The 23,057-nt window shown below is 66.3% G+C and carries 24 protein-coding genes; 22 read left to right on the top strand and 2 right to left on the bottom strand.

Annotation, left to right across the window (positions count from 1 at the left end):
- Window positions 1–20: 20 nt before the first annotated feature.
- From AC1RVW_RS07050 to AC1RVW_RS07105, 12 genes are all read left to right on the top strand, one after another.
- A complete protein-coding gene (locus tag AC1RVW_RS07050) occupies window positions 21–782 on the top strand; it encodes an SDR family NAD(P)-dependent oxidoreductase (protein ID WP_106933829.1) in 762 nt (253 codons plus the stop codon).
- Between the two features lie 52 nt (window positions 783–834).
- Window positions 835–1,815 carry a tripartite tricarboxylate transporter substrate binding protein gene (locus AC1RVW_RS07055; protein ID WP_409195925.1) on the top strand — a complete coding sequence of 327 codons (981 nt, stop codon included), beginning with the start codon at window positions 835–837 and terminating at the stop codon, window positions 1,813–1,815.
- Window positions 1,816–1,844: 29 nt separating this feature from the next.
- On the top strand, window positions 1,845–2,840 hold the full coding sequence (locus AC1RVW_RS07060) for a Bug family tripartite tricarboxylate transporter substrate binding protein (protein ID WP_409195926.1): 996 nt from the start codon (window positions 1,845–1,847) through the stop codon (window positions 2,838–2,840).
- Window positions 2,841–2,955: 115 nt separating this feature from the next.
- The gene (gene asd, locus AC1RVW_RS07065) at window positions 2,956–3,807 is read left to right on the top strand and encodes an archaetidylserine decarboxylase (RefSeq protein ID WP_493198903.1); all 852 of its coding nucleotides are present in this window, start codon (window positions 2,956–2,958) and stop codon (window positions 3,805–3,807) included.
- Window positions 3,808–3,986: 179 nt separating this feature from the next.
- On the top strand, window positions 3,987–4,418 hold the full coding sequence (locus AC1RVW_RS07070) for a winged helix-turn-helix transcriptional regulator (RefSeq protein ID WP_493198905.1): 432 nt from the start codon (window positions 3,987–3,989) through the stop codon (window positions 4,416–4,418).
- Window positions 4,419–4,503: 85 nt separating this feature from the next.
- Complete coding sequence (locus AC1RVW_RS07075; protein WP_056590059.1) at window positions 4,504–4,854, top strand: FKBP-type peptidyl-prolyl cis-trans isomerase; 351 nt, start codon at window positions 4,504–4,506, stop codon at window positions 4,852–4,854.
- Between the two features lie 151 nt (window positions 4,855–5,005).
- Complete coding sequence (grpE, locus tag AC1RVW_RS07080) at window positions 5,006–5,578, top strand: nucleotide exchange factor GrpE (protein ID WP_493198907.1); 573 nt, start codon at window positions 5,006–5,008, stop codon at window positions 5,576–5,578.
- A 123-nt stretch (window positions 5,579–5,701) separates the two neighbouring features.
- Window positions 5,702–7,639 carry a molecular chaperone DnaK gene (gene dnaK / locus AC1RVW_RS07085; protein WP_081268602.1) on the top strand — a complete coding sequence of 646 codons (1,938 nt, stop codon included), beginning with the start codon at window positions 5,702–5,704 and terminating at the stop codon, window positions 7,637–7,639.
- Between the two features lie 108 nt (window positions 7,640–7,747).
- Entirely contained in the window at window positions 7,748–8,887 is a 1,140-nt protein-coding gene (gene dnaJ / locus AC1RVW_RS07090) for a molecular chaperone DnaJ (RefSeq protein WP_205367295.1), read from the top strand.
- A 585-nt stretch (window positions 8,888–9,472) separates the two neighbouring features.
- Window positions 9,473–11,395, top strand: a complete 1,923-nt coding sequence (locus AC1RVW_RS07095) for a PrkA family serine protein kinase (RefSeq protein ID WP_106933825.1) — start codon at window positions 9,473–9,475, stop codon at window positions 11,393–11,395.
- Between the two features lie 140 nt (window positions 11,396–11,535).
- Window positions 11,536–12,828: a YeaH/YhbH family protein gene (locus AC1RVW_RS07100; RefSeq protein WP_409195928.1), complete on the top strand. Its 1,293-nt coding sequence runs from the start codon at window positions 11,536–11,538 to the stop codon at window positions 12,826–12,828.
- Window positions 12,825–14,348 (top strand): SpoVR family protein, encoded by a 1,524-nt coding sequence (locus tag AC1RVW_RS07105; protein WP_081268599.1) that lies wholly within the window; start codon window positions 12,825–12,827, stop codon window positions 14,346–14,348. Before AC1RVW_RS07100 ends, AC1RVW_RS07105 begins: the two co-directional genes overlap by 4 nt.
- Window positions 14,349–14,358: 10 nt before the next feature.
- Here AC1RVW_RS07105 and aroQ read toward each other — a convergent pair whose 3' ends face one another.
- Window positions 14,359–14,799, bottom strand: a complete 441-nt coding sequence (gene aroQ / locus AC1RVW_RS07110) for a type II 3-dehydroquinate dehydratase (protein WP_081268598.1) — start codon at window positions 14,797–14,799, stop codon at window positions 14,359–14,361.
- A 39-nt stretch (window positions 14,800–14,838) separates the two neighbouring features.
- Entirely contained in the window at window positions 14,839–15,810 is a 972-nt protein-coding gene (locus AC1RVW_RS07115; protein ID WP_493198911.1) for a LysR family transcriptional regulator, read from the bottom strand.
- An 84-nt stretch (window positions 15,811–15,894) separates the two neighbouring features.
- Between AC1RVW_RS07115 and AC1RVW_RS07120 the strand changes: the two genes are divergently transcribed.
- From AC1RVW_RS07120 to AC1RVW_RS07165, 10 genes are all read left to right on the top strand, one after another.
- Complete coding sequence (locus AC1RVW_RS07120; RefSeq protein WP_493198913.1) at window positions 15,895–16,566, top strand: Rieske 2Fe-2S domain-containing protein; 672 nt, start codon at window positions 15,895–15,897, stop codon at window positions 16,564–16,566.
- A gap of 8 nt (window positions 16,567–16,574) precedes the next feature.
- Window positions 16,575–17,423, top strand: coding sequence for an aromatic ring-hydroxylating oxygenase subunit alpha (locus AC1RVW_RS07125; RefSeq protein ID WP_106937384.1), 849 nt, complete (start codon window positions 16,575–16,577; stop codon window positions 17,421–17,423).
- Window positions 17,420–18,064 (top strand): glutathione S-transferase family protein, encoded by a 645-nt coding sequence (locus tag AC1RVW_RS07130; RefSeq protein ID WP_493198915.1) that lies wholly within the window; start codon window positions 17,420–17,422, stop codon window positions 18,062–18,064. Before AC1RVW_RS07125 ends, AC1RVW_RS07130 begins: the two co-directional genes overlap by 4 nt.
- Window positions 18,065–18,103: 39 nt before the next feature.
- The gene (locus tag AC1RVW_RS07135; RefSeq protein ID WP_493198917.1) at window positions 18,104–19,210 is read left to right on the top strand and encodes an S-(hydroxymethyl)glutathione dehydrogenase/class III alcohol dehydrogenase; all 1,107 of its coding nucleotides are present in this window, start codon (window positions 18,104–18,106) and stop codon (window positions 19,208–19,210) included.
- A 21-nt stretch (window positions 19,211–19,231) separates the two neighbouring features.
- Window positions 19,232–20,152 carry an alpha/beta fold hydrolase gene (locus AC1RVW_RS07140; RefSeq protein WP_493198919.1) on the top strand — a complete coding sequence of 307 codons (921 nt, stop codon included), beginning with the start codon at window positions 19,232–19,234 and terminating at the stop codon, window positions 20,150–20,152.
- On the top strand, window positions 20,149–21,027 hold the full coding sequence (fghA, locus tag AC1RVW_RS07145) for an S-formylglutathione hydrolase (RefSeq protein ID WP_493198921.1): 879 nt from the start codon (window positions 20,149–20,151) through the stop codon (window positions 21,025–21,027). Before AC1RVW_RS07140 ends, fghA begins: the two co-directional genes overlap by 4 nt.
- Before the next feature lie 49 nt (window positions 21,028–21,076).
- Complete coding sequence (locus tag AC1RVW_RS07150) at window positions 21,077–21,571, top strand: GNAT family N-acetyltransferase (protein ID WP_234382446.1); 495 nt, start codon at window positions 21,077–21,079, stop codon at window positions 21,569–21,571.
- A 23-nt stretch (window positions 21,572–21,594) separates the two neighbouring features.
- Window positions 21,595–21,984 (top strand): VOC family protein, encoded by a 390-nt coding sequence (locus AC1RVW_RS07155; protein WP_493198923.1) that lies wholly within the window; start codon window positions 21,595–21,597, stop codon window positions 21,982–21,984.
- A 61-nt stretch (window positions 21,985–22,045) separates the two neighbouring features.
- Window positions 22,046–22,444, top strand: a complete 399-nt coding sequence (locus AC1RVW_RS07160; protein ID WP_493198925.1) for a TfoX/Sxy family protein — start codon at window positions 22,046–22,048, stop codon at window positions 22,442–22,444.
- A complete protein-coding gene (locus AC1RVW_RS07165) occupies window positions 22,441–23,055 on the top strand; it encodes a 3'-5' exonuclease (protein WP_081268588.1) in 615 nt (204 codons plus the stop codon). Before AC1RVW_RS07160 ends, AC1RVW_RS07165 begins: the two co-directional genes overlap by 4 nt.
- The last annotated feature ends 2 nt before the right edge of the window (window positions 23,056–23,057 follow it).

Raw genomic sequence — 23,057 nt, forward strand, 5'->3', positions numbered from 1 at the left:
AACCCGTACGGAGCACACACATGGAAGACCTCAAGGACAAGACAGCCCTCGTCACCGGTGCCAGCACCGGCATCGGCGCTGCGGTGGCCATTGCGTTCGCGGCGCGCGGCATGCGCGTGGCGGTGCACTACAACAGCTCGGCGGCCGCGGCCAACCAGGTGGTCGAGACCATCCGCGCGGCGGGCGGCGCGGCAGTGGCCGTGAAGGCCGACGTGCGCGACACCGGCGCGATCCGCGACAGCGTGAAGCAGACGGTGGCCGAGTTCGGCGGCATCGACGTGCTGGTCAACAACGCCGGCAGCCTGGTCAAGCGCGTGCCCATCGCCGAGTTCGACGACGCGCTGTTCGACGAGGTGATGCACATCAACGCGCGCTCGGTGCTCGCCTATTGCCGCGAGGTGGTGCCGCTGATGCGCTCGCAGGGCGGCGGCAACATCATCAACGTGACCTCCGTCGCGGCGCGCACCGGCGGCGGGCCGGCCGCGTACCTGTACGCGGGCTCCAAGGGCTTCGTGAGCACGGCCACGCACGGCCTTGCGAAGGAACTGGTGGGCGACCGCATCCGCGTGAACGCGGTGGCGCCGGGCGTCATTCAGACGCCGTTCCAGGACCGCTTCTCGACGCCCGCGATGCTCGACAACTTCCGCGCCAGCATTCCCATGGGCCGCCTCGGCGAGCCCGAGGAGTGTGTCGGCGCTTTCCTGTATCTCGCCTCGGACCAGCTCTCGGGCTATGTCACGGGGCAGGTGATCGAAGTGAACGGGGGGCAGTACATGCCCTGACCGCGAACGCTTTTTTCCAGCAACAGCAAGACGAACAACGGAGACGAGACAGATGACGACGAAATTCCTGCGCAAGCTCGCGGCCCTCTCGGGCGCGGTCGGCCTTGCATTCGGCCTTGCGGCGCCCGCCGCGCAAGCAGCCGGCAACGACTACCCGAACCACACGGTCGAGCTGGTCGTGCCCTACCAGCCCGGCGGCGGCACCGACGCGCTGGCCCGCGCCTTCGCCGACGCGAGCCGCAAGCACATGTCCGAGAGCATCGTGATCGTGAACCGCCCCGGCGCCGGCGGCGCCATCGGCTGGAACGAGGTGATCCATTCGCGGCCCGACGGCTACAAGCTGGCCGTGCTCACGGTCGAGCTGCTGACGCTGCCGCACCTGGGCCTGGCCAAGTTCAACTACGACGACTTCCAGCCGATCGCGCAGCTCAACGCCGACCCGGCCGCCATCACGGTGAAGGCCGACTCGCCCTACAACACCATCGAGGAATTCCTGGCCGCGGCCAAGAAGAAGCCGGGCGAGCTGGGCGTGGGCAACTCGGGCACCGGCTCGATCTGGCACCTGGCCGCGTCGGCGCTGGAGGACAAGACCGGCGCCAGGTTCAACCACATTCCGTTCCAGGGCGCGGGCCCGGCCGTGCTGGCGCTGCTCGGCGGCCACGTCGACGCGGTGGCCGTGAGCCCGGCCGAGGTGTCGACCTACGTTCAGGCCGGCAAGCTCAAGATGCTGATGGTGATGGCTGACAAGCGCCTGGCCGCCTTCGACAAGGTGCCGACCGCCAAGGAGCGCGGCATCGACATTTCCATCGGCACCTGGCGCGGCCTCGGCGCGCCGAAGAACACGCCACCCGAAGTGATGGCCAAGCTGCGCGACATCGCCGCGAAGACCGCCAAGGAGCCGCTGCTGCGCGAGGTGATGGACAAGCAGAACCTGGGCTACGCCTACACCGACGGCGCCGCCTTCAAGGAAACGCTGGCCAAGGACAACGAGTACTTCAAGGCGCTGATCACCAAGCTCGGCATCAAGCCCTGAGCCGCGCTGAAATCCAAGGAGACAAGACCATGCAACGCCGCACACTCATCCGCACCGCCCTCGCCTCTTCGCTCGCCGCCGGTCTTCCGGCAGCCTTCGCGCAGGGCGGCGGCAACTGGCCGACGGGCAAGGCCATCACCTACCTCGTGCCCTTTCCCGCGGGCGGCACGACCGACGTGCTGGGCCGGCTCATCGCGCAGAAGCTCGGCCCGGTGCTGGGCACGAGCGTGATCATCGACAACAAGGGCGGCGCCGGCGGCAGCGTGGGTTCGGAGGTCGGCGCACGCGCCGCGCCGGACGGCTTCACGCTGGTGGGCGGCACGATCAGCTCGCACGCCATCAACGTGAGCCTGTATCCCAAGATCGGCTACGACCCGATCAAGTCGTTCGCGCCGGTGACGCTGATCGGCACCAACCCGGTGGTGCTGGTGGTGAGCCAGAACAGCCCGTACAAGACGCTGAAGGACATCCTGGAGGCCAGCAAGGCCAAGTCGGGCGGGCTGTCGTCGGCCTCGGCGGGCACGGGCACGTCGCAGCACCTGGCGCTCGAACTGCTGGCCTACAAGTCGGGCGTGAAGTTCACGCACATTCCGTACAAGGGCAGCGGCCCGGCGATCCAGGACGCGATCGGCGGCCAGGTCGACATGATGTTCGACACCACGGTGGTGGCCGGCCCGCACATCCAGAGCGGCAAGCTGCGCGCCATCGCGGTGACGTCGTCGAAGCGGCTGGCCTCGCTGCCCGACGTGCCGACGATCGCGGAGTCGGGCCTGCCGGGCCTGAAGGACTTCGAAGTGGTGTCGTGGCAGGCGATCTTCGTGCCCGCCGCCACGCCGGCGCCCGTGGTCGACCGGCTGCACACCGAGATCCGCAAGATCCTCGCGACACCCGAGATGCAGGACAAGCTCAAGGGCTTCGGCATGGAGCCGGCCGACCTGACGACCACGCAGATCGCGGCCTTCCAGAAGGCCGAAGTGGAAAAGTGGGCGCAGGTGATCAAGGCCGCGGGAATCAAGGCCGACTAGCACGCAACGCCGCGCCGGTGGCCCGCGTGGCCAATACCGAGGGAAGCTTCCTAGGCCCCGCCCGGGAAGCCCTTTATAGAATGCCCCTCCAATTCGCATTCCAGGCCCCCACCACGTGTCCGACCGCTCCGCCGTACTGCCCCAATACCTGTTCCCCAAGCAGGCCCTGACCAATTTCGCCGGCTGGGTCGCGGGCAAGGAGCGGGGGGCGGTCACGACGTGGATCATCCGGCGTTTCGTGGCCAAGTACGGCGTGGACATGGGCGAGGCGCTCGAGTCGGACATCGAGCACTACAAGAGCTTCAACCAGTTCTTCACGCGCGAGCTCAAGCCGGGCGTGCGCCCGCTCGCGCAGGCCGACCTGACCTGCCCGGTGGACGGCGCGATCAGCCAGTTCGGCCCGATCCAGGGCGACCAGATCTTCCAGGCCAAGGGCCACAACTACACGACCACCGCGCTGGTCGGCGGCGACGCCACGCTGGCGGCCAAGTTCGCGCACGGCAGTTTCGCGACCCTCTACCTGAGCCCGAAGGACTACCACCGCATCCACATGCCCTGCGACGGTCGGCTGGTGCGCATGATCCACGTGCCGGGCGACCTGTTCTCGGTGAACCCGACCACGGCGCGCGGCGTGCCCGGCCTCTTCGCGCGCAACGAGCGCGTGGTGTGCGTGTTCGAGTCGGCGCACGGCCCCTTCGTGCTGGTGCTGGTGGGCGCCACCATCGTCGGCAGCATGGCCACGGTATGGCACGGCGTGGTCAATCCGCCGCGCGTGGGCGAACTGCGCGAGTGGAGCTACAACGACCAGCAGATCGACATCCGCAAGGGCGACGAGATGGGCCGTTTCTTGCTCGGCTCGACGGTCGTCATGCTGTTCCCGGCGCCTGCGCTGGCGTTCAACCCGGCGTGGTCCCCAGGGCGCGCGATCCGGCTGGGCGAAGCCATGGCCAATTACTCCAATTTGTGAGGCTTTGTCTCACAACCCGCATGCCGCTTGCGTTCGCAGCTATAAAACTAGTAGCATCACGATCCTTTGCGCTATAGTCGTCTGCCACCCTGACGGTTCATAACCACATACAAGAGAACGCGCGCCATCGCCCCTGCCCCCAGGTCGGCGGCCCGCCCAGCTTCGAGGAGATGATGTCGATGAGTACCAAGGAAAACGCAGCCGTCAGCCAGCTGCTCGCCCTGCTCGAAGCCCGCTACGCACTGCGCGTGCTCTGGGCGCTGCGCGACGGTCATGCCCAGACTTTCCGCCTGCTGCAGGACAGCGTGGGCGGCATCACTCCCAACACGCTCAATACCCGCATCAAGGAACTGCGCGAGGCCGGCATCGTCGGCCACGGCAGCGACGGCTACAGCCTCACGCTCAGCGGACAGGACCTGCTCAAGCGGCTGTCCGACCTGCAGGCGTTTGCCGGCAAGTGGCAGCTGGGGCAGATCAAGAAGGCGGCGGCACCCGCTGCGCAGGCAGTCCCCGCACCCGCCGCTGCCGTCCCGGCGCCTGAACCGCAAACCCCGGCCGCGGCGCCCGCTCCCACACCCGCGCAGCCCGGCGACGACACCAGCCACGGCTGACAGACGACAGGCCGGGCGAATCCGGCCTCGTTAAACTCCGCGCCTTCGATTCATTCTTCTCACATCGACGCAAGGAGCGTTTCCCATGCCCACCACCCCCTCCGGCCTGCAATACGAAGACACCGAAGTCGGCACCGGCGCCGAAGCCAAGGCTGGCCAGCACGTGCACGTGCACTACACCGGCTGGCTCTACAACGACGGCACCCAGGGCGCCAAGTTCGACTCCAGCCGCGACCGCAACGACCCGTTCGCGTTCTCGCTGGGTGCCGGCCAGGTCATCAAGGGCTGGGACGAAGGCGTGGCCGGCATGAAGATCGGCGGCAAGCGCACGCTGATCATCCCCGCATCGCTGGGCTACGGCGCCCGCGGCGCCGGCGGCGTGATCCCCCCGAACGCCACGCTCAAGTTCGACGTAGAGCTGCTCGACGCGCACTGAGCGTTCGCGCCGACGGCCCCAAGGCCCGTTTTCGGGCCTTTTTCATGCCTGCGCGGCGCTTTTTGCTGCTTTTTTTCGCTTGAAATGCTTCTGGCCAGCCCCAAGTGGCTGGCTATCGTTTGTTTTCCGGCTCACGCCGGTTCTTTGAAAAATGTCTGACCCGCAACAATCCGCACAGAATTCGCAAATGCTGCAAGGCGAGCCAAGCCCCGAAGAACTGGAGGCCGCGCAAGCCGCCAACGAAGCCGATGCCCTCGCCGCACTGGCGCAGGCCCAAGGCGAGCTGGCTGCCCTGCAGGCCAAGAACGCCGAACTGGCCGACCAGTACCTGCGCGCCCAGGCCGACGTGCAGAACGCCCGCCGCCGCGCCGACGAGGAAGTCTCCAAGGCCCGCAAGTTCGCCGTCGAGGCCTTTGCCGAAAGCCTGCTGCCGGTGACCGACAGCCTCGAAGCCGGCCTGGCCGTCAAGGACGCCACGCCTGAGCAGATCCGCGAAGGCGCCGAAGCCACGCTGCGCCAGCTCAAGAGCGCGCTCGAACGCAACAAGGTGATCGAAGTGACCCCCGCCCCCGGCACCAGGTTCGACCCGCACCAGCACCAGGCCATCTCGGTGGTGCCCGCCGACCAGGAGCCGAACACGGTGGTGACCGTCCTGCAGAAGGGCTACACCATCAACGAGCGCGTGCTGCGCCCGGCGCTGGTCACGGTCAGCGCGCCGAAGTAATTGGCCCCAGCCAACACCCGCACACAAGATTCCCACAGGAAATCCCCGCTTCATGCCTTGAATCGCGACGGGTTATCCACAAGTTCATAACAACATATTTTTCAGGCTTTCAGGAGTAAGAACATGGCAAAGATCATCGGCATCGACCTCGGCACCACCAACTCGTGCGTGTCGATCATGGAAGGCAACACCACGCGTGTGATCGAGAACTCGGAAGGTGCGCGCACCACGCCGTCGATCGTCGCGTACCAGGAAGACGGTGAAGTGCTGGTCGGTGCCTCGGCCAAGCGCCAGGCCGTCACCAACCCCAAGAACACGCTGTACGCGATCAAGCGCCTGATCGGGCGCAAGTTCGAGGAAAAGGAAGTCCAGAAGGACATCGACCTGATGCCCTACACCATCGCCAAGGCCGACAACGGCGACGCATGGGTGGAAGTGCGCGGCAAGAAGATGGCCCCGCAGCAGGTCAGCGCCGACATCCTGCGCAAGATGAAGAAGACCGCCGAAGACTACCTCGGCGAGACCGTGACCGAAGCCGTGATCACGGTGCCGGCCTACTTCAACGACGCCCAGCGCCAGGCCACCAAGGACGCCGGCCGCATCGCGGGCCTCGACGTCAAGCGCATCATCAACGAGCCCACCGCTGCCGCCCTGGCCTTCGGCCTGGACAAGCAGGACAAGGCCGACCGCAAGATCGCCGTGTATGACCTCGGCGGCGGTACCTTCGACGTGTCGATCATCGAGATCGCCGACGTCGACGGCGAAAAGCAGTTCGAAGTGCTGTCGACCAACGGCGACACCTTCCTGGGCGGCGAAGACTTCGACCAGCGCATCATCGACTACATCATCGGCGAGTTCAAAAAGGAACAGGGCGTCGACCTGAGCAAGGACGTGCTGGCCCTGCAGCGCCTGAAGGAAGCCGCTGAAAAGGCCAAGATCGAACTGTCGAACAGCGCGCAGACCGACATCAACCTGCCCTACATCACGGCCGATGCCACGGGTCCGAAGCACCTGAACATCAAGCTCACCCGCGCCAAGCTCGAAAGCCTGGTCGACGAGCTGATCGAGCGCACCATCGCTCCCTGCCGCCTGGCCATCAAGGACGCCGGCATCAGCGTGGGCGACATCAACGACGTGATCCTGGTCGGCGGCATGACCCGCATGCCCAAGGTGCAGGACAAGGTGAAGGCCTTCTTCGGCAAGGAACCGCGCAAGGACGTGAACCCCGACGAAGCCGTGGCCGTCGGCGCCGCGATCCAGGGCCAGGTGCTCTCGGGCGACCGCAAGGACGTGCTGCTGCTCGACGTGACCCCGCTGTCGCTGGGCATCGAGACCATGGGCGGCGTGATGACGAAGATGATCGCCAAGAACACGACCATCCCGACGAAGTTCGCGCAGACCTTTTCGACCGCCGAGGACAACCAGCCGGCCGTGACCATCAAGGTGTTCCAGGGCGAGCGCGACATCGCCTCGGGCAACAAGCTGCTCGGCGAGTTCAACCTCGAAGGCATTCCGCCGGCATCGCGCGGCACGCCGCAGATCGAGGTGAGCTTCGACATCGACGCCAACGGCATCCTGCACGTCGGCGCCAAGGACAAGGGCACCGGCAAGGAAAACAAGATCACCATCAAGGCGAACTCGGGCCTGAGCGAAGACGAGATCCAGAAGATGGTGAAGGACGCCGAGCTGAACGCGGCCGACGACAAGAAGAAGCTCGAGATCGTGCAGGCCCGCAACCAGGGCGAAGCCATGGTCCACAGCGTGAAGAAGTCGCTGGGCGAGCACGGCGCCAGCCTGGAAGCCGCCGAGAAGGATGCGATCGAAGCCGCGATCAAGGACCTGGAAGAAGCCCTCAAGGGTGAAGACAAGGCCGCGATCGAGGAAAAGACCAACACGCTGATGACCGCGAGCCAGAAGCTCGGCGAGAAGATGTATGCCGAATCGCAGGCCGCGGCCGGCGCCTCGGCAGCTTCGGGTCCGGCGGGCGCGGAAGCCGGCGCACATGCGCAGGCAGACGACAACGTGGTCGACGCCGAAGTCAAGGAAGTCAAGAAGGGCTGATCTTCAGACCCTTCGGCAAGGCTGGAACACCTGCGCAGGTGCTCCAGCCTTTCTCGCTTCAAGTTACCCGAGTTCCCGCTGCTTCCCTGATCTGCTGACCGACCTGCCATGGCCACCAAACGCGACTACTACGAAACCCTCGGCGTCCCCAAGAACGCGAGCGAGGACGAAATCAAGAAGGCTTATCGCAAGCTCGCGATGAAGCACCACCCGGACCGCAACCACGGCGACACCGCAAAGGACGCCGAGGCCAAGTTCAAGGAGGTGAAGGAAGCCTACGAAATGCTGTCCGACGGACAGAAGCGCGCAGCCTACGACCAGTACGGCCACGCCGGCGTCGACCCCAACATGCGCGGCGGTCCGGGCGCGGAAGGCTTCGGCGGCTTCGCGGAAGCCTTCGGCGACATCTTCGGCGACGTGTTCGGCGGCGGCGGCCGCGGCCGCACCAGCAGCGGGCGCCAGGTGTTCCGCGGCAGCGACCTCAGCTACGCGATGGAGATCACGCTCGAGGAAGCCGCGGAAGGCAAGACGACCGAGATCCGCATCCCGACCTGGGACGAGTGCGACACCTGCCACGGCTCGGGCGCAAAGCCCGGCACCAAGCCCATCACCTGCACCACCTGCCACGGCGCGGGCGCCGTGCAGATGCGCCAGGGCTTCTTCAGCGTGCAGCAGACCTGCCCCACCTGCCACGGCAGCGGCAAGATCATTCCCGAGCCCTGCACCGCATGCCATGGCCAGGGCAAGATCAAGCGCAACAAGACGCTCGAAGTGAAGATCCGCGCGGGCATCGACGACGGCCAGCGCATGCGCGTCACCGGCAGCGGCGAGCCGGGCGTCAACGGCGGCCCGCCGGGCGACCTGTACATCGAGATCCGCCTCAAGAAGCACGACATCTTCGAGCGCGACGGCGACAACCTGCACTGCGTGGTGCCGGTGAGCATGACCACGGCAGCGCTGGGCGGCGAGATCAACGTGCCCACGCTCAAGGGCGCGGCAGCCATCGACATTCCCGAAGGCACGCAGAGCGGCAAGCAGTTCCGCCTGCGCGGCAAGGGCATCAAGGGCGTGAACTCGAGCTACCCCGGCGACCTGTACTGCCACGTGCGCGTAGAGACGCCCGTGAAGCTCACCGAGTTCCAGCGCAAGCTGCTGAAGGACCTCGACGACTCTCTCAAGAAGGGCGGCGAGAAGCACAGCCCGACCGACAAGGGATGGTTCGACAAGGCGAAGGAGTTCTTCAGCTGAACTCGATGCCGCCGCGGTGACATGACCGCACCACATCCACTGCAAGGGCCGCGATCGCGGCCCTTTGTCTTTCATGGATCACCAAGTTGGTGCGGGCACGGGCGGCGTTCCCACGCCGGTTGGCGCAAACCGCCTATCGCGAGGTGGCGCGAGGATTGCTTTTATATTTTTTTGTTAGAGCAATAAACCAAACGGCAGATCGCGCGTTATTGCAGAAGAAGGCAGGTTTTTTTGAGACTTGAAGCTCAATAGGCGAGTTTTTCCCGGAGAAAAATCAAAAACGGCCAATGGCCGTTCGACATAGGCGTTTTCACCCGGAGAAAATCAAAAAGTCAGCCCTTGAATTTAGCCGAAATCCGGAAATTTGTTCCTTGTTTTTCGCGGAACTTTACTTGATAGCGTGGTTCTGAATTAACAAATGATTTGCCGGGTTCAATCTTTGCTTTATGCTGATTGTTAGCAGATTGTTGTAAGGGAGTTTTCCGCGGCATGCAGCCAAGGGCAGGCACACCTTAAATGTTGCGCAAAGCCTTTGTTGCACGCCATCGGGCCAAAAGCCCACTGACTCTTGATGGAGGCGTGACCATGGATGTGATCAGCAACTTTGCCGCCCGCTACGAGCGCACACGCGAGGAAGTCATCTCGCTGCAGGACTACCTTGACATCTGCAAGCGCGATCCCACCGCGTATGCCACGGCCTCCGAGCGAATGCTCAAGGCTATCGGCGAGCCGGAGTTGGTAGACACGCGCAACGACCCCCGTCTGTCGCGCATCTTCGCCAACAAGGTCATCAAGATCTACCCGGCGTTCAAGGAGTTCTACGGCATGGAAGACGCCATAGAACAGGTGGTGTCCTATTTCCGCCACGCCGCGCAGGGACTGGAAGAAAAGAAGCAGATCCTTTACCTGCTGGGCCCGGTGGGTGGCGGCAAGAGCTCCATCGCGGAGCGCCTGAAGCAGCTCATGGAGCACGTGCCGTTCTACGCGATACAGGGTTCGCCGGTCAACGAATCCCCGCTCGGCCTCTTCGACGCGCTGGAAGACGGCGAGATCCTCGAAAAGGAATACGGCATCCCCCGCCGCTACCTGAACCGGATCCTCTCGCCCTGGGCCGTCAAGCGGCTCGAGGAGTACGGCGGCGACATCCGCCAGTTCAAGGTCGTCAAGCGCTACCCGTCCGTGCTGCGGCAGATCGCCGTCGCCAAGACCGAGCCCGGCGACGAGAACAACCAGGACATCTCCTCGCTGGTCGGCAAGGTCGACATCCGCAAGCTCGAGACCTACGCCCAGGACGACCCCGACGCATACGCCTACTCCGGCGGCCTGTGCCTGGCCAACCAGGGGCTGCTGGAGTTCGTGGAAATGTTCAAGGCGCCCATCAAGGTGCTGCATCCGCTGCTCACGGCCACGCAGGAAAGCAACTTCAAGGGGACGGAAGGCTTCGGCGCCATCCCCTTCGACGGCATCGTGCTCGCGCACAGCAACGAGAGCGAGTGGAAGGCCTTCCGCAACAACAAGAACAACGAGGCTTTCCTCGATCGGATCTACATCGTCAAGGTGCCCTACTGCCTGCGCGCCTCCGAAGAGATCAAGATCTACGAGAAGCTCGTGCGCAATTCGTCGCTCGCCAAGGCACCCTGCGCCCCGGGAACGCTGCGCATGATGGCCCAGCTCTCGGTGCTCACGCGCCTGAAGGAGCCCGAGAACTCCAGCACCTTCAGCAAGATGCAGGTGTACGACGGCGAGAACCTCAAGGACACCGATCCCAAGGCCAAGTCGATCCAGGAGTACCGCGACTACGCGGGCGTCGACGAGGGCATGAGCGGCGTCTCCACGCGCTTCGCCTTCAAGATCATCTCCAAGGTCTTCAACTTCGACAGCTCCGAAGTGGCCGCGAACCCGGTGCACCTGATGTACGTGCTAGAGCAGCAGATCGAACGCGAGCAGTTCGCGCCCGAGGTCGAGCAGAAGTACATCAGCTACATCAAGGAGCTACTGGCGCCGCGCTACGCCGAGTTCATCGGCAAGGAGATCCAGACCGCCTACCTGGAGAGCTACAGCGAGTACGGCCAGAACATCTTCGACCGCTACGTGACCTACGCCGACTACTGGATCCAGGACCAGGAGTTCCGCGACGTGGACACCGGCGAAGTGTTCGACCGCGCCTCGCTCAACGCCGAACTCGAGAAGATCGAGCGGCCTGCAGGCATCGGCAACCCGAAGGACTTCCGCAACGAGATCGTCAACTTCGTGCTGCGCGCACGGGCCGGCAACGCGGGGCGCAACCCGGCGTGGACCAGCTACGAGAAGCTGCGCGCGGTGATCGAGAAGAAGATGTTCTCCAACACCGAGGAGCTCCTGCCGGTGATCAGCTTCAACACCAAGAGCAGCGCCGACGAGCAGAAGAAGCACGAGGACTTCGTGACGCGCATGGTGGAGAAGGGCTACACCGCCAAGCAGGTGCGCCTGCTCTGCGAGTGGTATCTGCGGGTGCGCAAAAGCTCTTGATATGGCACACCCCCAGGCTTCGCGCACTTCGTGTCGCTTCGCCGCCCCCCTTGCAGGGGGCAACGCCAGCGGCCCGGCAAAGCCGGTTCCACGGCGTTTCACGAAGGAATGCGTGATCCGTCATTAAGGGAGCAGACATCGTGGCCATCCTGCAGCAGATCATCGACCGCCGGCTATCGGGCAAGAACAAGTCCATTGGCAACCGAGAGCGCTTTCTCAGGCGCTACAAGGGGCAGATCCAGGAAGCGGTGAGGCGCGCCGTCAGCGGGCGCAACATCCGCGAACTGGAGCAAGGCGAAGACGTGACCCTGCCGCGCCACGATGTGTCCGAGCCCGTGTTCGGCCATGCGCGTGGCGGCGACCGCGAATACGTGCACCCGGGCAACCAGGAATACCTGAAGGGCGACCGCATCAAGCGCCCCGAAGGCGGGGGCGGCGGCGGCTCCGGCAGCGGGGAAGCCAGCGACGGCGGCGAAGGCGAGGACGACTTCGTCTTCCGCCTCACGCGCGAGGAGTTCATGCGCGTCTTCTTCGACGACCTCGCGCTGCCGCACCTCATTCGCACGCAGATCGCCGACGTGCCCGAGTGGAAGAGCCACCGCGCCGGCTTCACCAGCGACGGCTCCCCCAACAACCTGCACGTGGTGCGCTCGATGCGCGGCGCCCTCGCCCGCCGCATCGCGCTGGGCGGCGAGCCGCGCAAGGAACTCAAGCGCCTGGAGGCGCACCTCGAGCAGCTGAAGCAGCATCCGCAGGCCGCGCAGGCCCTCGTGCAGAACGAGATCCGCGAGACCGAGGAGCGCATCGCCGAGCTGCGCCGCACCATGCGGCACGTGCCCTACATCGACCCGATCGACCTGCGCTACCGCAACCGCGTGAAGACGCCCGTGCCCAGCGCCAAGGCGGTGATGTTCTGCCTGATGGACGTGTCGGGCTCCATGGACGAGGCGCGCAAGGACATGGCCAAGCGCTTCTTCATGCTGCTGTACATGTTCCTCACGCGGCACTACGAGAAGATCGACCTCGTGTTCCTGCGCCACCACACGCAGGCGCAGGAGGTGACCGAGGAAGAGTTCTTCCACGCCACGGAAACGGGCGGCACCGTGGTGTCGAGCGCGCTCGTGCTGATGGACGAGATCATCAAGGCGCGCTACCCCAGCGGCGAGTGGAACGTGTACGGCGCGCAGGCCAGCGACGGCGACAACTGGCACCAGGACAGCGGCCGCTGCCGCGAGCTGCTGGTCGACAACATCCTGCCCGTGGTGCGCTACTACGCCTACGTGCAGGTGGCCGAGACCGAGCAGAACCTGTGGCAGGAGTACCAGCAGCTCGAAGGCGTGCAGCCCAACTTCGCGATGCGCAAGGTGTCCGACGCGCAGGATATCTATCCGGTCTTCCGCGACCTGTTCAAGAAGGAAGGGGTGACATCATGATCACCGACCGTGTTCACGAACGCCTGCCCAGCCCCTCCGACTGGACCTTCGAACTCATCGAGACCTACCACGCCGAGATCGCCAAGACGGCCAGGAGCTACGGCCTCGACGTGTACCCGAACCAGCTCGAGGTCATCACGGCCGAGCAGATGATGGACGCCTACGCCAGCGTGGGCATGCCCATGATCTACCGCCACTGGTCGTACGGCAAACAGTTCATCTCGACCGAGAAGAACTACAAGCGCGGCCACATGGGGCTGGCCTACGAGATCGTCATCAACTCCGATCCGTGCATCGCCTATCTGATGGAAGAGAACACCATGGCCATGCAGGCCCTGGTGATCGCGCATGCGGCCTACGGCCACAACAGCTTCTTCAAGGGCAACTACCTGTTTCGCATGTGGACGGATGCCTCGTCCATCATCGACTACCTGGTCTACGCGCGGCACTACATCGCCGAATGCGAGGAGCGCCACGGCCTCGATGCGGTCGAGCAGCTGCTCGACTCCTGCCACGCGCTGATGAACTACGGCGTCGACCGTTATCGCCGTCCGCAGAAGCGTTCGCTGGCGCAGGAAAGCGCCCAGCGCGCCGAACGCGAGCGCCACATGCAGCAGCAGGTGAACGACCTCTGGCGCACCCTGCCGCGCAAGAGCGAGCAGGCTGCCGAGGCCGATTCGTCGAAGCGCTTCCCGTCGGAGCCGCAGGAGAACCTGCTGTATTTCATCGAGAAGAACGCCGCCCTGCTCGAACCCTGGCAGCGCGAGGTGGTGCGCATCGTGCGCAAGATCGCGCAGTACTTCTACCCGCAGCGCCAGACCCAGGTCATGAACGAAGGCTGGGCCACCTTCTGGCACTACACGCTGCTCAACACCATGTACGACCGGGGCCAGCTCGCCGACGGCTTCATGATGGAATGGCTCAGCTCGCACACCGGCGTGATCTACCAGCCGCCGGTGGGGCACCGCGCCTACAGCGGCATCAACCCGTATGCGCTCGGCTTCAAGATGATGACCGACCTGCGCCGCGTGTGCGAGAAGCCGACCGAGGAAGACCGCCGCTGGTTCCCCGACTTCGTGGACACCGACTGGGTCAAGACGCTCGACTACGCCATGCGCAACTTCAAGGACGAGAGCTTCATCGGCCAGTTCCTGAGCCCGAAGACGATGCGCGACCTGCGCCTGTTCTCGATCCGCGATTTCCAGAGCGAGTCGGAGCTGGAGGTGTCGGCCATCCACGACGACAGCGGCTACCACGCGCTGCGCGAATCGCTGTCACGCCAGTACGACATCGGCAGCCGCGAGCCCGACATCCAGGTCTGGAACGTGGCCACGCGCGGCGACCGTTCGCTGACCTTGCGCCATACGCAGCGCAACCACCTGCCGCTGCACGACGGCGCCGAAGAGGTGCTGAAGCACGTCGCGCGGCTCTGGGGCTTCGACGTGCACCTGGAAAGCGTCGACAGCCAGGGCCGCGTCAGCCGCAGCTGGAAGGCGGCGGCGCCGAAGCAGCAGTACTAGTTCAGGGCAGTCAGGGCACCAGCGCCGCGATGGCGAGCGTGTAGCCCTTCACGCCCAGGCCCACGATGATCCCCTTCGCCGCCGGCGAAATGTACGAGTGGTGGCGGAACTGCTCGCGCGCGTGCACGTTCGAGATGTGCAGTTCGATCAGCGGCACGCTCGCGCCCTTGATGGCGTCGTGCAGGGCGATCGAGGTGTGCGTGTAGGCGCCCGGGTTCATCACCACGCCCAGCATGTTGCCCGCCGCCACCTCTCGGCCGGCCTCCTGGATCCAGTCGATCAGCACGCCTTCGTGGTTCGACTGGCGGCATTCGATTTCCACGCCGTGCTTGGCGCCGGTTTCCTTGCACAGCCGTTCGACGTCGGCCAGCGTGTCGCGTCCGTACTGTTCAGGCTCGCGCGTGCCGAGCAGGTTGAGGTTGGGGCCGTTGAGGACGAGGATTTTCTTCATGATGGCTGTATGAATGAGGGTCGGTCTGGCAGGTGCCGATTATGGTCTCGCGGCCACCCTGCGGCGCCGCGCGGCCGATGAGCCGACGTAGTAGTTGTAAGAGTCGATGTCGACCACGCAGCGCGCCATCAGGTCGACGAAGGCCCGCAGCTTCTGCCCCATGTAGCGCTGGCGCTGGTAGGCGCAGTAGATGCGGCGCGGCTCGGGCTGCCACTGCGGCAGCACCGGCATGAGCACGCCCTGCTCCACCTCCGGCCGCACGAAGAAGGCCGGCAGCAGCGCGATGCCCAGGCCGTCGATGCAGAAGGTCTTCATGACCCAGTGGTCGTTGGTCTCGAAGGCTGGCTCAGGCTGGAAGGCAAAGCTCTGCGCGCCCGACACCAGCAGCACCTGCGAACGCCCCGAAGAAGGCTCCTTCATCACGATGGACTGGTGCGCGGCCAACTCAGCCGGCGACGACGGCGCACCGTGCCGCGCCAGGTACTGCGGGCTCGCGTAGAGCCCGTAGTTCAGCCGCCCCAGCAGCTTGGCCACGAGGTTCGGCGCGTCGGGCGGCTCGGCGCAGACATAGCAGTCGACGTCGCCGATCCGCGGGGCATGGAAGCCGTTGGCCACGTCGAGCTGGCAGCGCACCTCGGGGTGCGATTCCAGGAAAAGCTTGACCACGTGGCAGACGAAGGAGGTGCTGAACTGCGTGTCCGACAGCAGCGAGAGGCGTCCCGACACGCCCGTGGTCAGCTCGTGGATCTCCGTGCTGGCCGCCTCGAGCCGGCCCGTCACTTCGTCGAGCAGCCCCTCGCCGCGCAGCAGAAAGGCGCGCCCCGCCTCGGTGAGCGCGATGCGGCGCGGGCTGCGCAGCAGCAGCTGGGCACCCAGCAACTCTTCGAGCCGCGTGAGCTGCCTGCTCAGCGTGGCCTTGGACGTGCCCGACAGGCTTTCGGCCCTGGTCAGGCTGCCGCTCTTCGCGACCAGCACGAAGGCCTCGACCAGCGCAAGATCGATCCGGCTCATGCGGCCCGGCGTTGCAGGAATGAAAAGTAGCGTCTCTCCATGTGGCTTTCATCGGTGCGTGGGAAGCGGTACGGTATCACCGCCATGAACACACAGAACACCGCCGTCTGGCACCCCGTCGCGCGCTCGGCCGACCTGCGCCCCGGCGACAACATCGTCGCCGGCTTTGCCGAAGGCAAGGAACTCGCGCTCTGGCGCGCCACCGACGGCACCGCGCAGGCCTGGGAAAACCGCTGTCCGCACCGCAGCGTGCGCTTCACGCTGGGCCAGGTGGTCGACAACCACCTGGCCTGCGCGTACCACGGCTGGCAGTACGCGGCCGGCAGCGGGCAATGCACCCGCATCCCGGCGCACCCGGCCATGCAGGTGCCGCGCAATGTCTGCGCCAGGACCTTCGCGACGGCGGAGGCTGCCGGAATGCTCTGGGTCCGCCTGTCGCCGGAGGCGACGCCCGCGGCACCGGCCCTGGCCGACGCCGTGCCCGCCGGCTGGCATTTCTGCCGCACGCTGACCGTGAACACGCCCGCCGACACCGTGCGAGCGGCACTGGCGCAACGCGGCTTGATCGCCGAAGCAGCCTCGGGCGCCTGGCGCGGCCAGCTCGACGGGGTGGCCGCCGCCGCGCTCGTGCTCGACGCCCAGCCCCGGCTCGCCTTCGTCCACCTCTGGACAGACGCCGCCCCGGGCTCCCTCGCCATGCAGGCCCTGCACACCGCCGCGCGCAGCCTGCGCGCCGACATCGAAGCCCTCGGCTGAAAGATCCCATGCCCTTCGTCACCGACGACCCCAACATGCTCGACGACTGGCTCGTCATCGGCCCCGCCACGGCCGCACCCCGCACCACCCGTCTGCTCGGGGAAACCGTGCAGCTGTGGATCGACGACTCCGACGGCACGCCCCGGTGCCGCCTCGGCGACCGGGCGTTGGCCGTGCAGTCGCGCTACGGCTACCTCTGGGCCTGCCCCAGCGGCAAACCGGCGCGCCCGTTGTTCGACTTTCCCGAATACAGCGAGCCCGGCCGCCGCACCATCGACTGCGGCGGCATCGGCGTGGCGGTGTCGGGCCTGCGCGTGATCGAGAACTTCCTGGACATGGCGCACTTTCCCTTCGTGCATGCCGACTACCTCGGCAAGGTGCCGCACACCGAGGTGGCGCAATACCAGGTGCAGGTCGAGCCCGCCACCGGCGAGATCTGGGCCACCGACTGCCGCTTCTGGCAGCCCCGGGCCTCGGCCGCGCATGACAGCTCAGGCAGCGAGGTGCTCTACAAGTACCGCGTGATGCAGCCGTTCTCGGCCATGCTCTACAAGTCGAGCTTCCGCGAAGGGCAGCTCGACGCCATCGGCCTTTTCCTGCAGCCCGTGGACGACGAGCATGTCATCGCCCACACCATGCTCGCCTGCTTCGACGACGACTCCACCGACGCGGAGCTCATCGCCTTCCAGCACACCATCTTCGGGCAGGACAAGCCCATTCTGGAGAACCACGCCTTCAAGCGCATGCCGCTCGAAGGCCGCGCCGAGACGCCGACGCGCGGCGACACCTCCTCCGTCACCTACCGGCGCTGGCTGCGCGAGCGCGGCATGCGCTTCGGCGTGAGGGCGGCGGCATGACCGTGAAGCTGTACGACTACCCGCTGTCGGGCAACTGCTTCAAGGTGCGGCAGATGCTGGCGTGGCTCGGCGTCGAATACCAGACGGTGCCGGTCGATTTCTTTCCGGGCCGCGAACACAAGTCGGCCGCGTTCCTGGCCAGGGTCAACCCGCTCGGCCAGCTGCCGGTGCTCGACGACGACGGCTTCCTGCTGCGCGATGCGCAGGCCATCCTGGTCTACCTCGCGAGCCGCTATGACCCGCAGGGCCGCTGGTACCCCGGCGACCCCAGGCTGCGCGGCCAGATCGCGATGTGGCTCGCCACCGCCGACGAGATCACCCGTACCGCCTCGGCCGCGCGGCTGCACGACGCGCTCGGCTACCACCACCTGGACATCGAGGCCTGCCGCGGCGGCGCGCGCGCCGTGTTCCGCGTGCTCGACGACCACCTGGCGGAACAGGCCAGCGCGGGCCTGCGCTGGCTGGCCTCCGCGCCCGAGCCGACCGTTGCCGACATTGCCTGCTTTCCGTACGTGGCGCTGGCCGGCGAAGGCGGCATTTCGCTCGACGAATTTCCCGCACTGCGAAACTGGGTGTGGAATGTCCGCCACGTGCACGGGTTCATCGGCATGTCGGGTATCTTCCCCGCTGGCCCCGCCTGAGTATCCTCACCCCTCCCGCCTTCTGAAGAACCCAACACCATGAAAACCAAAGCCGCCGTCGCGTGGAAATCCGGAGCGCCGCTCACCATCGAAACCGTGGACCTCGAAGGCCCGAAATTCGGCGAAGTGCTGGTCGAGATCAAGGCCACCGGCATCTGCCACACCGACTACTACACGCTCTCGGGCGCCGACCCCGAAGGCATCTTCCCCGCCATCCTGGGCCATGAAGGCGCGGGCATCGTGGTCGACGTCGGCCCCGGCGTCACCACCCTGAAGAAGGGCGACCACGTCATTCCGCTGTACACGCCCGAATGCCGCCAGTGCAAGTTCTGCCTGAGCCGCAAGACCAACCTGTGCCAGTTGATCCGTGGCACGCAGGGCAAGGGCCAGATGCCCGACGGCACCAGCCGCTTCAGCCTCGACGGCAAGCCCATCGCCCACTACATGGGCACCAGCACCTTCAGCAACTACACCGTGGCGCCCGAGATCTCGCTGGCCAAGATCCGCGAGGACGCGCCCTTCGACAAGGTCTGCTACATCGGCTGCGGCGTGACCACCGGCATCGGCGCGGTGATCTTCACCGCCAAGGTGGAAGCCGGCGCCAACGTGGTGGTGTTCGGCCTCGGCGGCATCGGCCTGAACGTGATCCAGGGCGCCAAGATGGTGGGCGCCGACAAGATCATCGGCATCGACCTGAACCCCGAGCGCGAAGCCATGGCCCGCAAGTTCGGCATGACGCACTTCCTGAACCCGAAGGACCACGAGAACATCGTCGATGCCATCGTGCAGCTGACCGACGGCGGCGCCGACTACAGCTTCGAGTGCATCGGCAACACCAAGGTGATGCGCCAGGCGCTGGAATGCACGCACAAGGGCTGGGGCCGCAGCATCATCATCGGCGTGGCCGAGGCCGGCGCGGAGATCAGCACGCGGCCGTTCCAGCTGGTCACCGGCCGCAAGTGGGAAGGCTCGGCCTTCGGCGGCGCGCGGGGCCGCACCGACGTGCCGAAGATCGTCGACTGGTACATGGAAGGCAAGATCGACATCGACAGCCTCATCACCCACACCATGCCGCTGGAAGACATCAACCAGGGCTTCGACCTCATGAAGCGCGGCGAGTCCATCCGCGGCGTGGTCATCTACTAAAAAGCCCCGGAGGCACCGGCCATGACACGCATGGAGCCCTTGCAGAAGATCGAGGCCGGCGTCCTCGAAGTCGCGTACTTCGAGACCGGTCCGGCAGACGGCCCGCCAGTGCTGCTGATGCACGGCTTTCCGTACGACATCCACACTTACGCGGAAGTCGCGCCCATGCTGGCCGGACAGGGCTGCCGCGTGATCGTGCCGTACCTGCGCGGCTACGGCGCCACGCGCTTCCTGAGCGACGCCACGCCGCGTTCGGGCGAGCAGGCAGCACTCGGCGCCGACCTGCTGGCGCTGCTCGATGCGCTGAAGATCGAGCGCGCGGTGCTGGCCGGCTACGACTGGGGCGGCCGTGCCGCCTGCGTGGTCGCGGCGCTGTGGCCGGAGCGCGTGGCGGGGCTGGTGTCCTTCAACAGCTACAACATCCAGAACATCGCGAAGGCGATGGAGCCCGACACGCCGGCCAACGAGCACAGCCTCTGGTACCAGTACTACTTCCACAGCGAGCGCGGCCGCGCAGGCCTCGAGAAAGACCGCAGGGCATTCACGAAGCTGCTGTGGAAGCTGTGGTCGCCGACCTGGAAGTTCGACGACGCCACCTTCGAGCGCAGCGCCGCCGCATTCGACCACCCCGACTTCGTGGACGTGGTGATCCAGTCGTACCGCCACCGCTTCGGCCTGGTGCCGGGCGACCCGGCCTACGCGGACATCGAGCGCCGGCTCGCGGCGCAGCCCGCCATCACCGTGCCGACCATCACCTTCGACGGCATCGACGACGGCGTGCGCCCGCCGGCGGAGGCGTCGGCCCACGCGCACCGCTTTTCCGGCCCGCGCTCGCACCGCCTCGTGCCCGGCGTGGGCCACAACATGCCGCAGGAAGCGCCGCGCACCTTTGCCGATGCCGTGCTCGACCTGGTCCCCGCGTTGCGCAACAACACCCCATGACAGACAACACACCCAAGACCCTTTCCGAGCATCACGCCTTCGGCGGCGTGCAGAGCTTCCACGAGCACCGCTCGCACGAAATCGGCCTGCCGATGCGCTTCTCGGTCTACCTGCCGCCGCAGGCCGCGAACGGCCCCGTGCCCGCCCTGCTCTACCTCGCGGGCCTGACCTGCAACGAAGAAACCTTCGCGGTGAAGGCCGGCGCGCAGCGCATGGCCGCGAGCCTGGGCATTGCGCTGATCGCGCCCGACACCAGCCCGCGCGGCGCCGAGGCGGAGCGCATTCCGGGCGCCAAGGACAACTGGGACTTCGGCATCGGCGCGGGCTTCTACCTCGACGCGCTCGCCGAGCCCTGGGCCACGCACTGGCGCATGGAGAGCTGGATCGTGCACGAGCTGCTGCCGCTGGTGGCCGCGCACTTCGCCGTCGACGGCCATCGCGTCGGCATCTTCGGCCACTCGATGGGCGGCCACGGTGCGCTCACGCTGGCGCTGCGGCATCCGGGGCGCTTCAAGTCGCTCTCTGCCTTCGCGCCGATCTGCGCGCCCACGCAGTGCCCGTGGGGCGAGAAGGCCTTCGCCGGCTACCTGGGCGCGCCCGGCGACGACCGCGCGCAATGGCTCTCGCACGACGCCAGCGCGCTCATGAAGTCGCAGGTGGCCGCGCCTTACCCGCAAGGCATCCTGATCGACCAGGGGCTGAGCGACAAATTCCTCGCGGAGCAATTGCACCCCGAGGCGTTCGAGGCGGCCTGCTTCGCCGCCGGCCAGCCGCTCACGCTGCGCCGCCACGCGGGCTATGACCACGGCTACTACTTCATCCAGACCTTCATGGCCGACCACATCGCGCACCACGCGCAGAGCCTGCGCGCCTGAGCGGCGGCCCGGGTCGACCGGGGCGGACTCGCGCCGTATCATGAGCCGCATGTCCGCCGCCCAAATTCCCGCCTTCCACCTGCGGTCGCGCGAAGGTTCCGCAGAAGAGAACATGGTGCTGGCCGGCATCTGGCGACGGGCCTGGACTGCCGCCAACCGCGGCGCAGCCTTCATCGAACCCATCGGCCACTGGCTGCATCGCGTGCACACCGAGTTCGGCCCGCCCGCCGACGTGGTGCTGGCGGAACGCGAGGGCCAGGTGCTGGCGTTCATGGTGCTGCTGGAGCGGCGAGAGTACGTGGCACAGCTCTTCGTGGAACCGCACCTGCGCGCCCAGGGCCTTGGCAAGGCGCTGCTCGACGAGGCCTGCGTGCGCATTCCAACCGGCTGGCGGCTGCACGTTGCAGTGACCAACACCTCGGCGCAGCGCTTCTACGAGCGCTACGGCCTGGAGCGCGGCACGGTCGACCGCCATCCGGGCAGCGGCCGCGAACGCATCGCCTACCATTGGTCGCCCGCTCGCCCGCCGTGGCGCGTGGGCTGATCCAGCCTCTCTTCCCGCCCTCCATGCGCATCGATCACATCGCACTCTGGACCACCGATCTCGAACGCTGCAAGCGCTTCTATGTCGACTACTTCGGCGCCACCGCCGGCGCGGGGTATGTCAACCCGGCCAAGGGCTTCGCCTCGTGCTTCCTGAGCCTGGGCGACGGCGCGCGCATCGAGGCCATGACCACCTCCACGCTCTCCCCGGTGACGGCCGAGGCTGGCGCCCAGCGCATGGGCTGGACGCACCTGGCCATCAGCGTGGGCTCCGACGCGGCCGTCGACGCGCTCACCCAGCGCCTGAAAGCCGACGGCTACCCGCTGCTCGACGGGCCGCGCCGCACCGGCGACGGCTACTACGAGAGCGTGGTGCTGGACCCCGACGGCAACCGCATCGAGATCACTGCATGAGCGCAGCGCCGGGCCGCCCCAAGCAAGCTCGCTCCGCAGTGCGAAGCACGAAGGTTGTCGAATGAGCGAATTCGTCGAAAGCCTGCACGAGGTGTTCGAGCGCCTGGGCCGCATTCGCACGCGCCGCATGTTCGGCGGCCACGGCATCTGGCACGAGGACCGCATGATCGCCCTCGTGGTGAACGACACGCTCTACCTCAAGGCCGACGCAGAAAGCGCGCCGCACTTCGACGCGCTGGACCTTCCGCCCTTCACCTACGAACGCCAGGGCCAGTCGATGCCGATGTCCTACCGGCTGGCTCCGGCGGACCTGTTCGAGGACCGGCACGAGGCAGCCCTCTGGGGCCGCCGCGCCTACGAGGCGGCGTTGCGCTCGGGCCAGCCACCCAAACAGAAGAAACCTCCCGCAAAGAAAGCCGCAGTGAAGAAAAAGACGACAACGAAAGCAGCCTCCCGGTGAGCGAGCAACACAAGCCGGCACTCCCGCCCCTGCCCGAGCGCGAACAGATCGCGCTGCTCGAACCCTTCGAAGGCCTCGGCCTGAAAGACATCGTGGTCGTCGCCACGCTGCAGGACGCCGAGCATGCGGCCGGCGCGCTGCTGGCCGCGGGCATTGCCGGCTTCGACACCGAATCCAAGCCCACCTTCGCAAAGAACGAGGTGTCGGGCGGCCCGCACGTGGTGCAGTTCTCCACCCGCGACACGGCCTGGCTGTTCCAGCTGCACCGCACAGAGTGCAACCCGGTGGTGGCCGCGCTCATTGCATCGACCGAGCTGCGCAAGGTCGGCTTCGGGCTGTCGGGCGACCTCACGCTGATACGCAACCGCCTCGGCATCGAGCCGAAGGCGGTGTTCGACATCGACGACGAATTCCGCAGGCGCGGCTACCGCAAGTCGGTCGGCGTGAAGGCGGCGGTGGCGCTGGTGTTCAACCGCCGCTTCATCAAGTCGCGCAAGGCGACCACCTCGAACTGGGCCAACAGGCAGCTCACCGAGGCGCAGATCCGCTACGCCGCGAACGACGCCTATGCGTCGATCCGCGTGTACGACGCACTCTTCAGCAGCCGCTGACC

Source organism: Variovorax sp. MPBD4-3 (genome assembly GCF_058809745.1).

Coding starts and splice junctions, on each gene's coding strand:
- AC1RVW_RS07050 (WP_106933829.1), top strand. CDS start 21: ATGGAAGACCTCAAGGACAAGACAGCCCTCGTCACCGGTGCCAGCACC.
- AC1RVW_RS07055 (WP_409195925.1), top strand. CDS start 835: ATGACGACGAAATTCCTGCGCAAGCTCGCGGCCCTCTCGGGCGCGGTC.
- AC1RVW_RS07060 (WP_409195926.1), top strand. CDS start 1,845: ATGCAACGCCGCACACTCATCCGCACCGCCCTCGCCTCTTCGCTCGCC.
- AC1RVW_RS07070 (WP_493198905.1), top strand. CDS start 3,987: ATGAGTACCAAGGAAAACGCAGCCGTCAGCCAGCTGCTCGCCCTGCTC.
- AC1RVW_RS07075 (WP_056590059.1), top strand. CDS start 4,504: ATGCCCACCACCCCCTCCGGCCTGCAATACGAAGACACCGAAGTCGGC.
- grpE (WP_493198907.1), top strand. CDS start 5,006: ATGTCTGACCCGCAACAATCCGCACAGAATTCGCAAATGCTGCAAGGC.
- dnaK (WP_081268602.1), top strand. CDS start 5,702: ATGGCAAAGATCATCGGCATCGACCTCGGCACCACCAACTCGTGCGTG.
- dnaJ (WP_205367295.1), top strand. CDS start 7,748: ATGGCCACCAAACGCGACTACTACGAAACCCTCGGCGTCCCCAAGAAC.
- AC1RVW_RS07095 (WP_106933825.1), top strand. CDS start 9,473: ATGGATGTGATCAGCAACTTTGCCGCCCGCTACGAGCGCACACGCGAG.
- AC1RVW_RS07105 (WP_081268599.1), top strand. CDS start 12,825: ATGATCACCGACCGTGTTCACGAACGCCTGCCCAGCCCCTCCGACTGG.
- aroQ (WP_081268598.1), bottom strand. CDS start 14,799: ATGAAGAAAATCCTCGTCCTCAACGGCCCCAACCTCAACCTGCTCGGC.
- AC1RVW_RS07115 (WP_493198911.1), bottom strand. CDS start 15,810: ATGAGCCGGATCGATCTTGCGCTGGTCGAGGCCTTCGTGCTGGTCGCG.
- AC1RVW_RS07120 (WP_493198913.1), top strand. CDS start 15,895: ATGAACACACAGAACACCGCCGTCTGGCACCCCGTCGCGCGCTCGGCC.
- AC1RVW_RS07125 (WP_106937384.1), top strand. CDS start 16,575: ATGCCCTTCGTCACCGACGACCCCAACATGCTCGACGACTGGCTCGTC.
- AC1RVW_RS07130 (WP_493198915.1), top strand. CDS start 17,420: ATGACCGTGAAGCTGTACGACTACCCGCTGTCGGGCAACTGCTTCAAG.
- AC1RVW_RS07135 (WP_493198917.1), top strand. CDS start 18,104: ATGAAAACCAAAGCCGCCGTCGCGTGGAAATCCGGAGCGCCGCTCACC.
- AC1RVW_RS07140 (WP_493198919.1), top strand. CDS start 19,232: ATGACACGCATGGAGCCCTTGCAGAAGATCGAGGCCGGCGTCCTCGAA.
- fghA (WP_493198921.1), top strand. CDS start 20,149: ATGACAGACAACACACCCAAGACCCTTTCCGAGCATCACGCCTTCGGC.
- AC1RVW_RS07150 (WP_234382446.1), top strand. CDS start 21,077: ATGTCCGCCGCCCAAATTCCCGCCTTCCACCTGCGGTCGCGCGAAGGT.
- AC1RVW_RS07155 (WP_493198923.1), top strand. CDS start 21,595: ATGCGCATCGATCACATCGCACTCTGGACCACCGATCTCGAACGCTGC.
- AC1RVW_RS07160 (WP_493198925.1), top strand. CDS start 22,046: ATGAGCGAATTCGTCGAAAGCCTGCACGAGGTGTTCGAGCGCCTGGGC.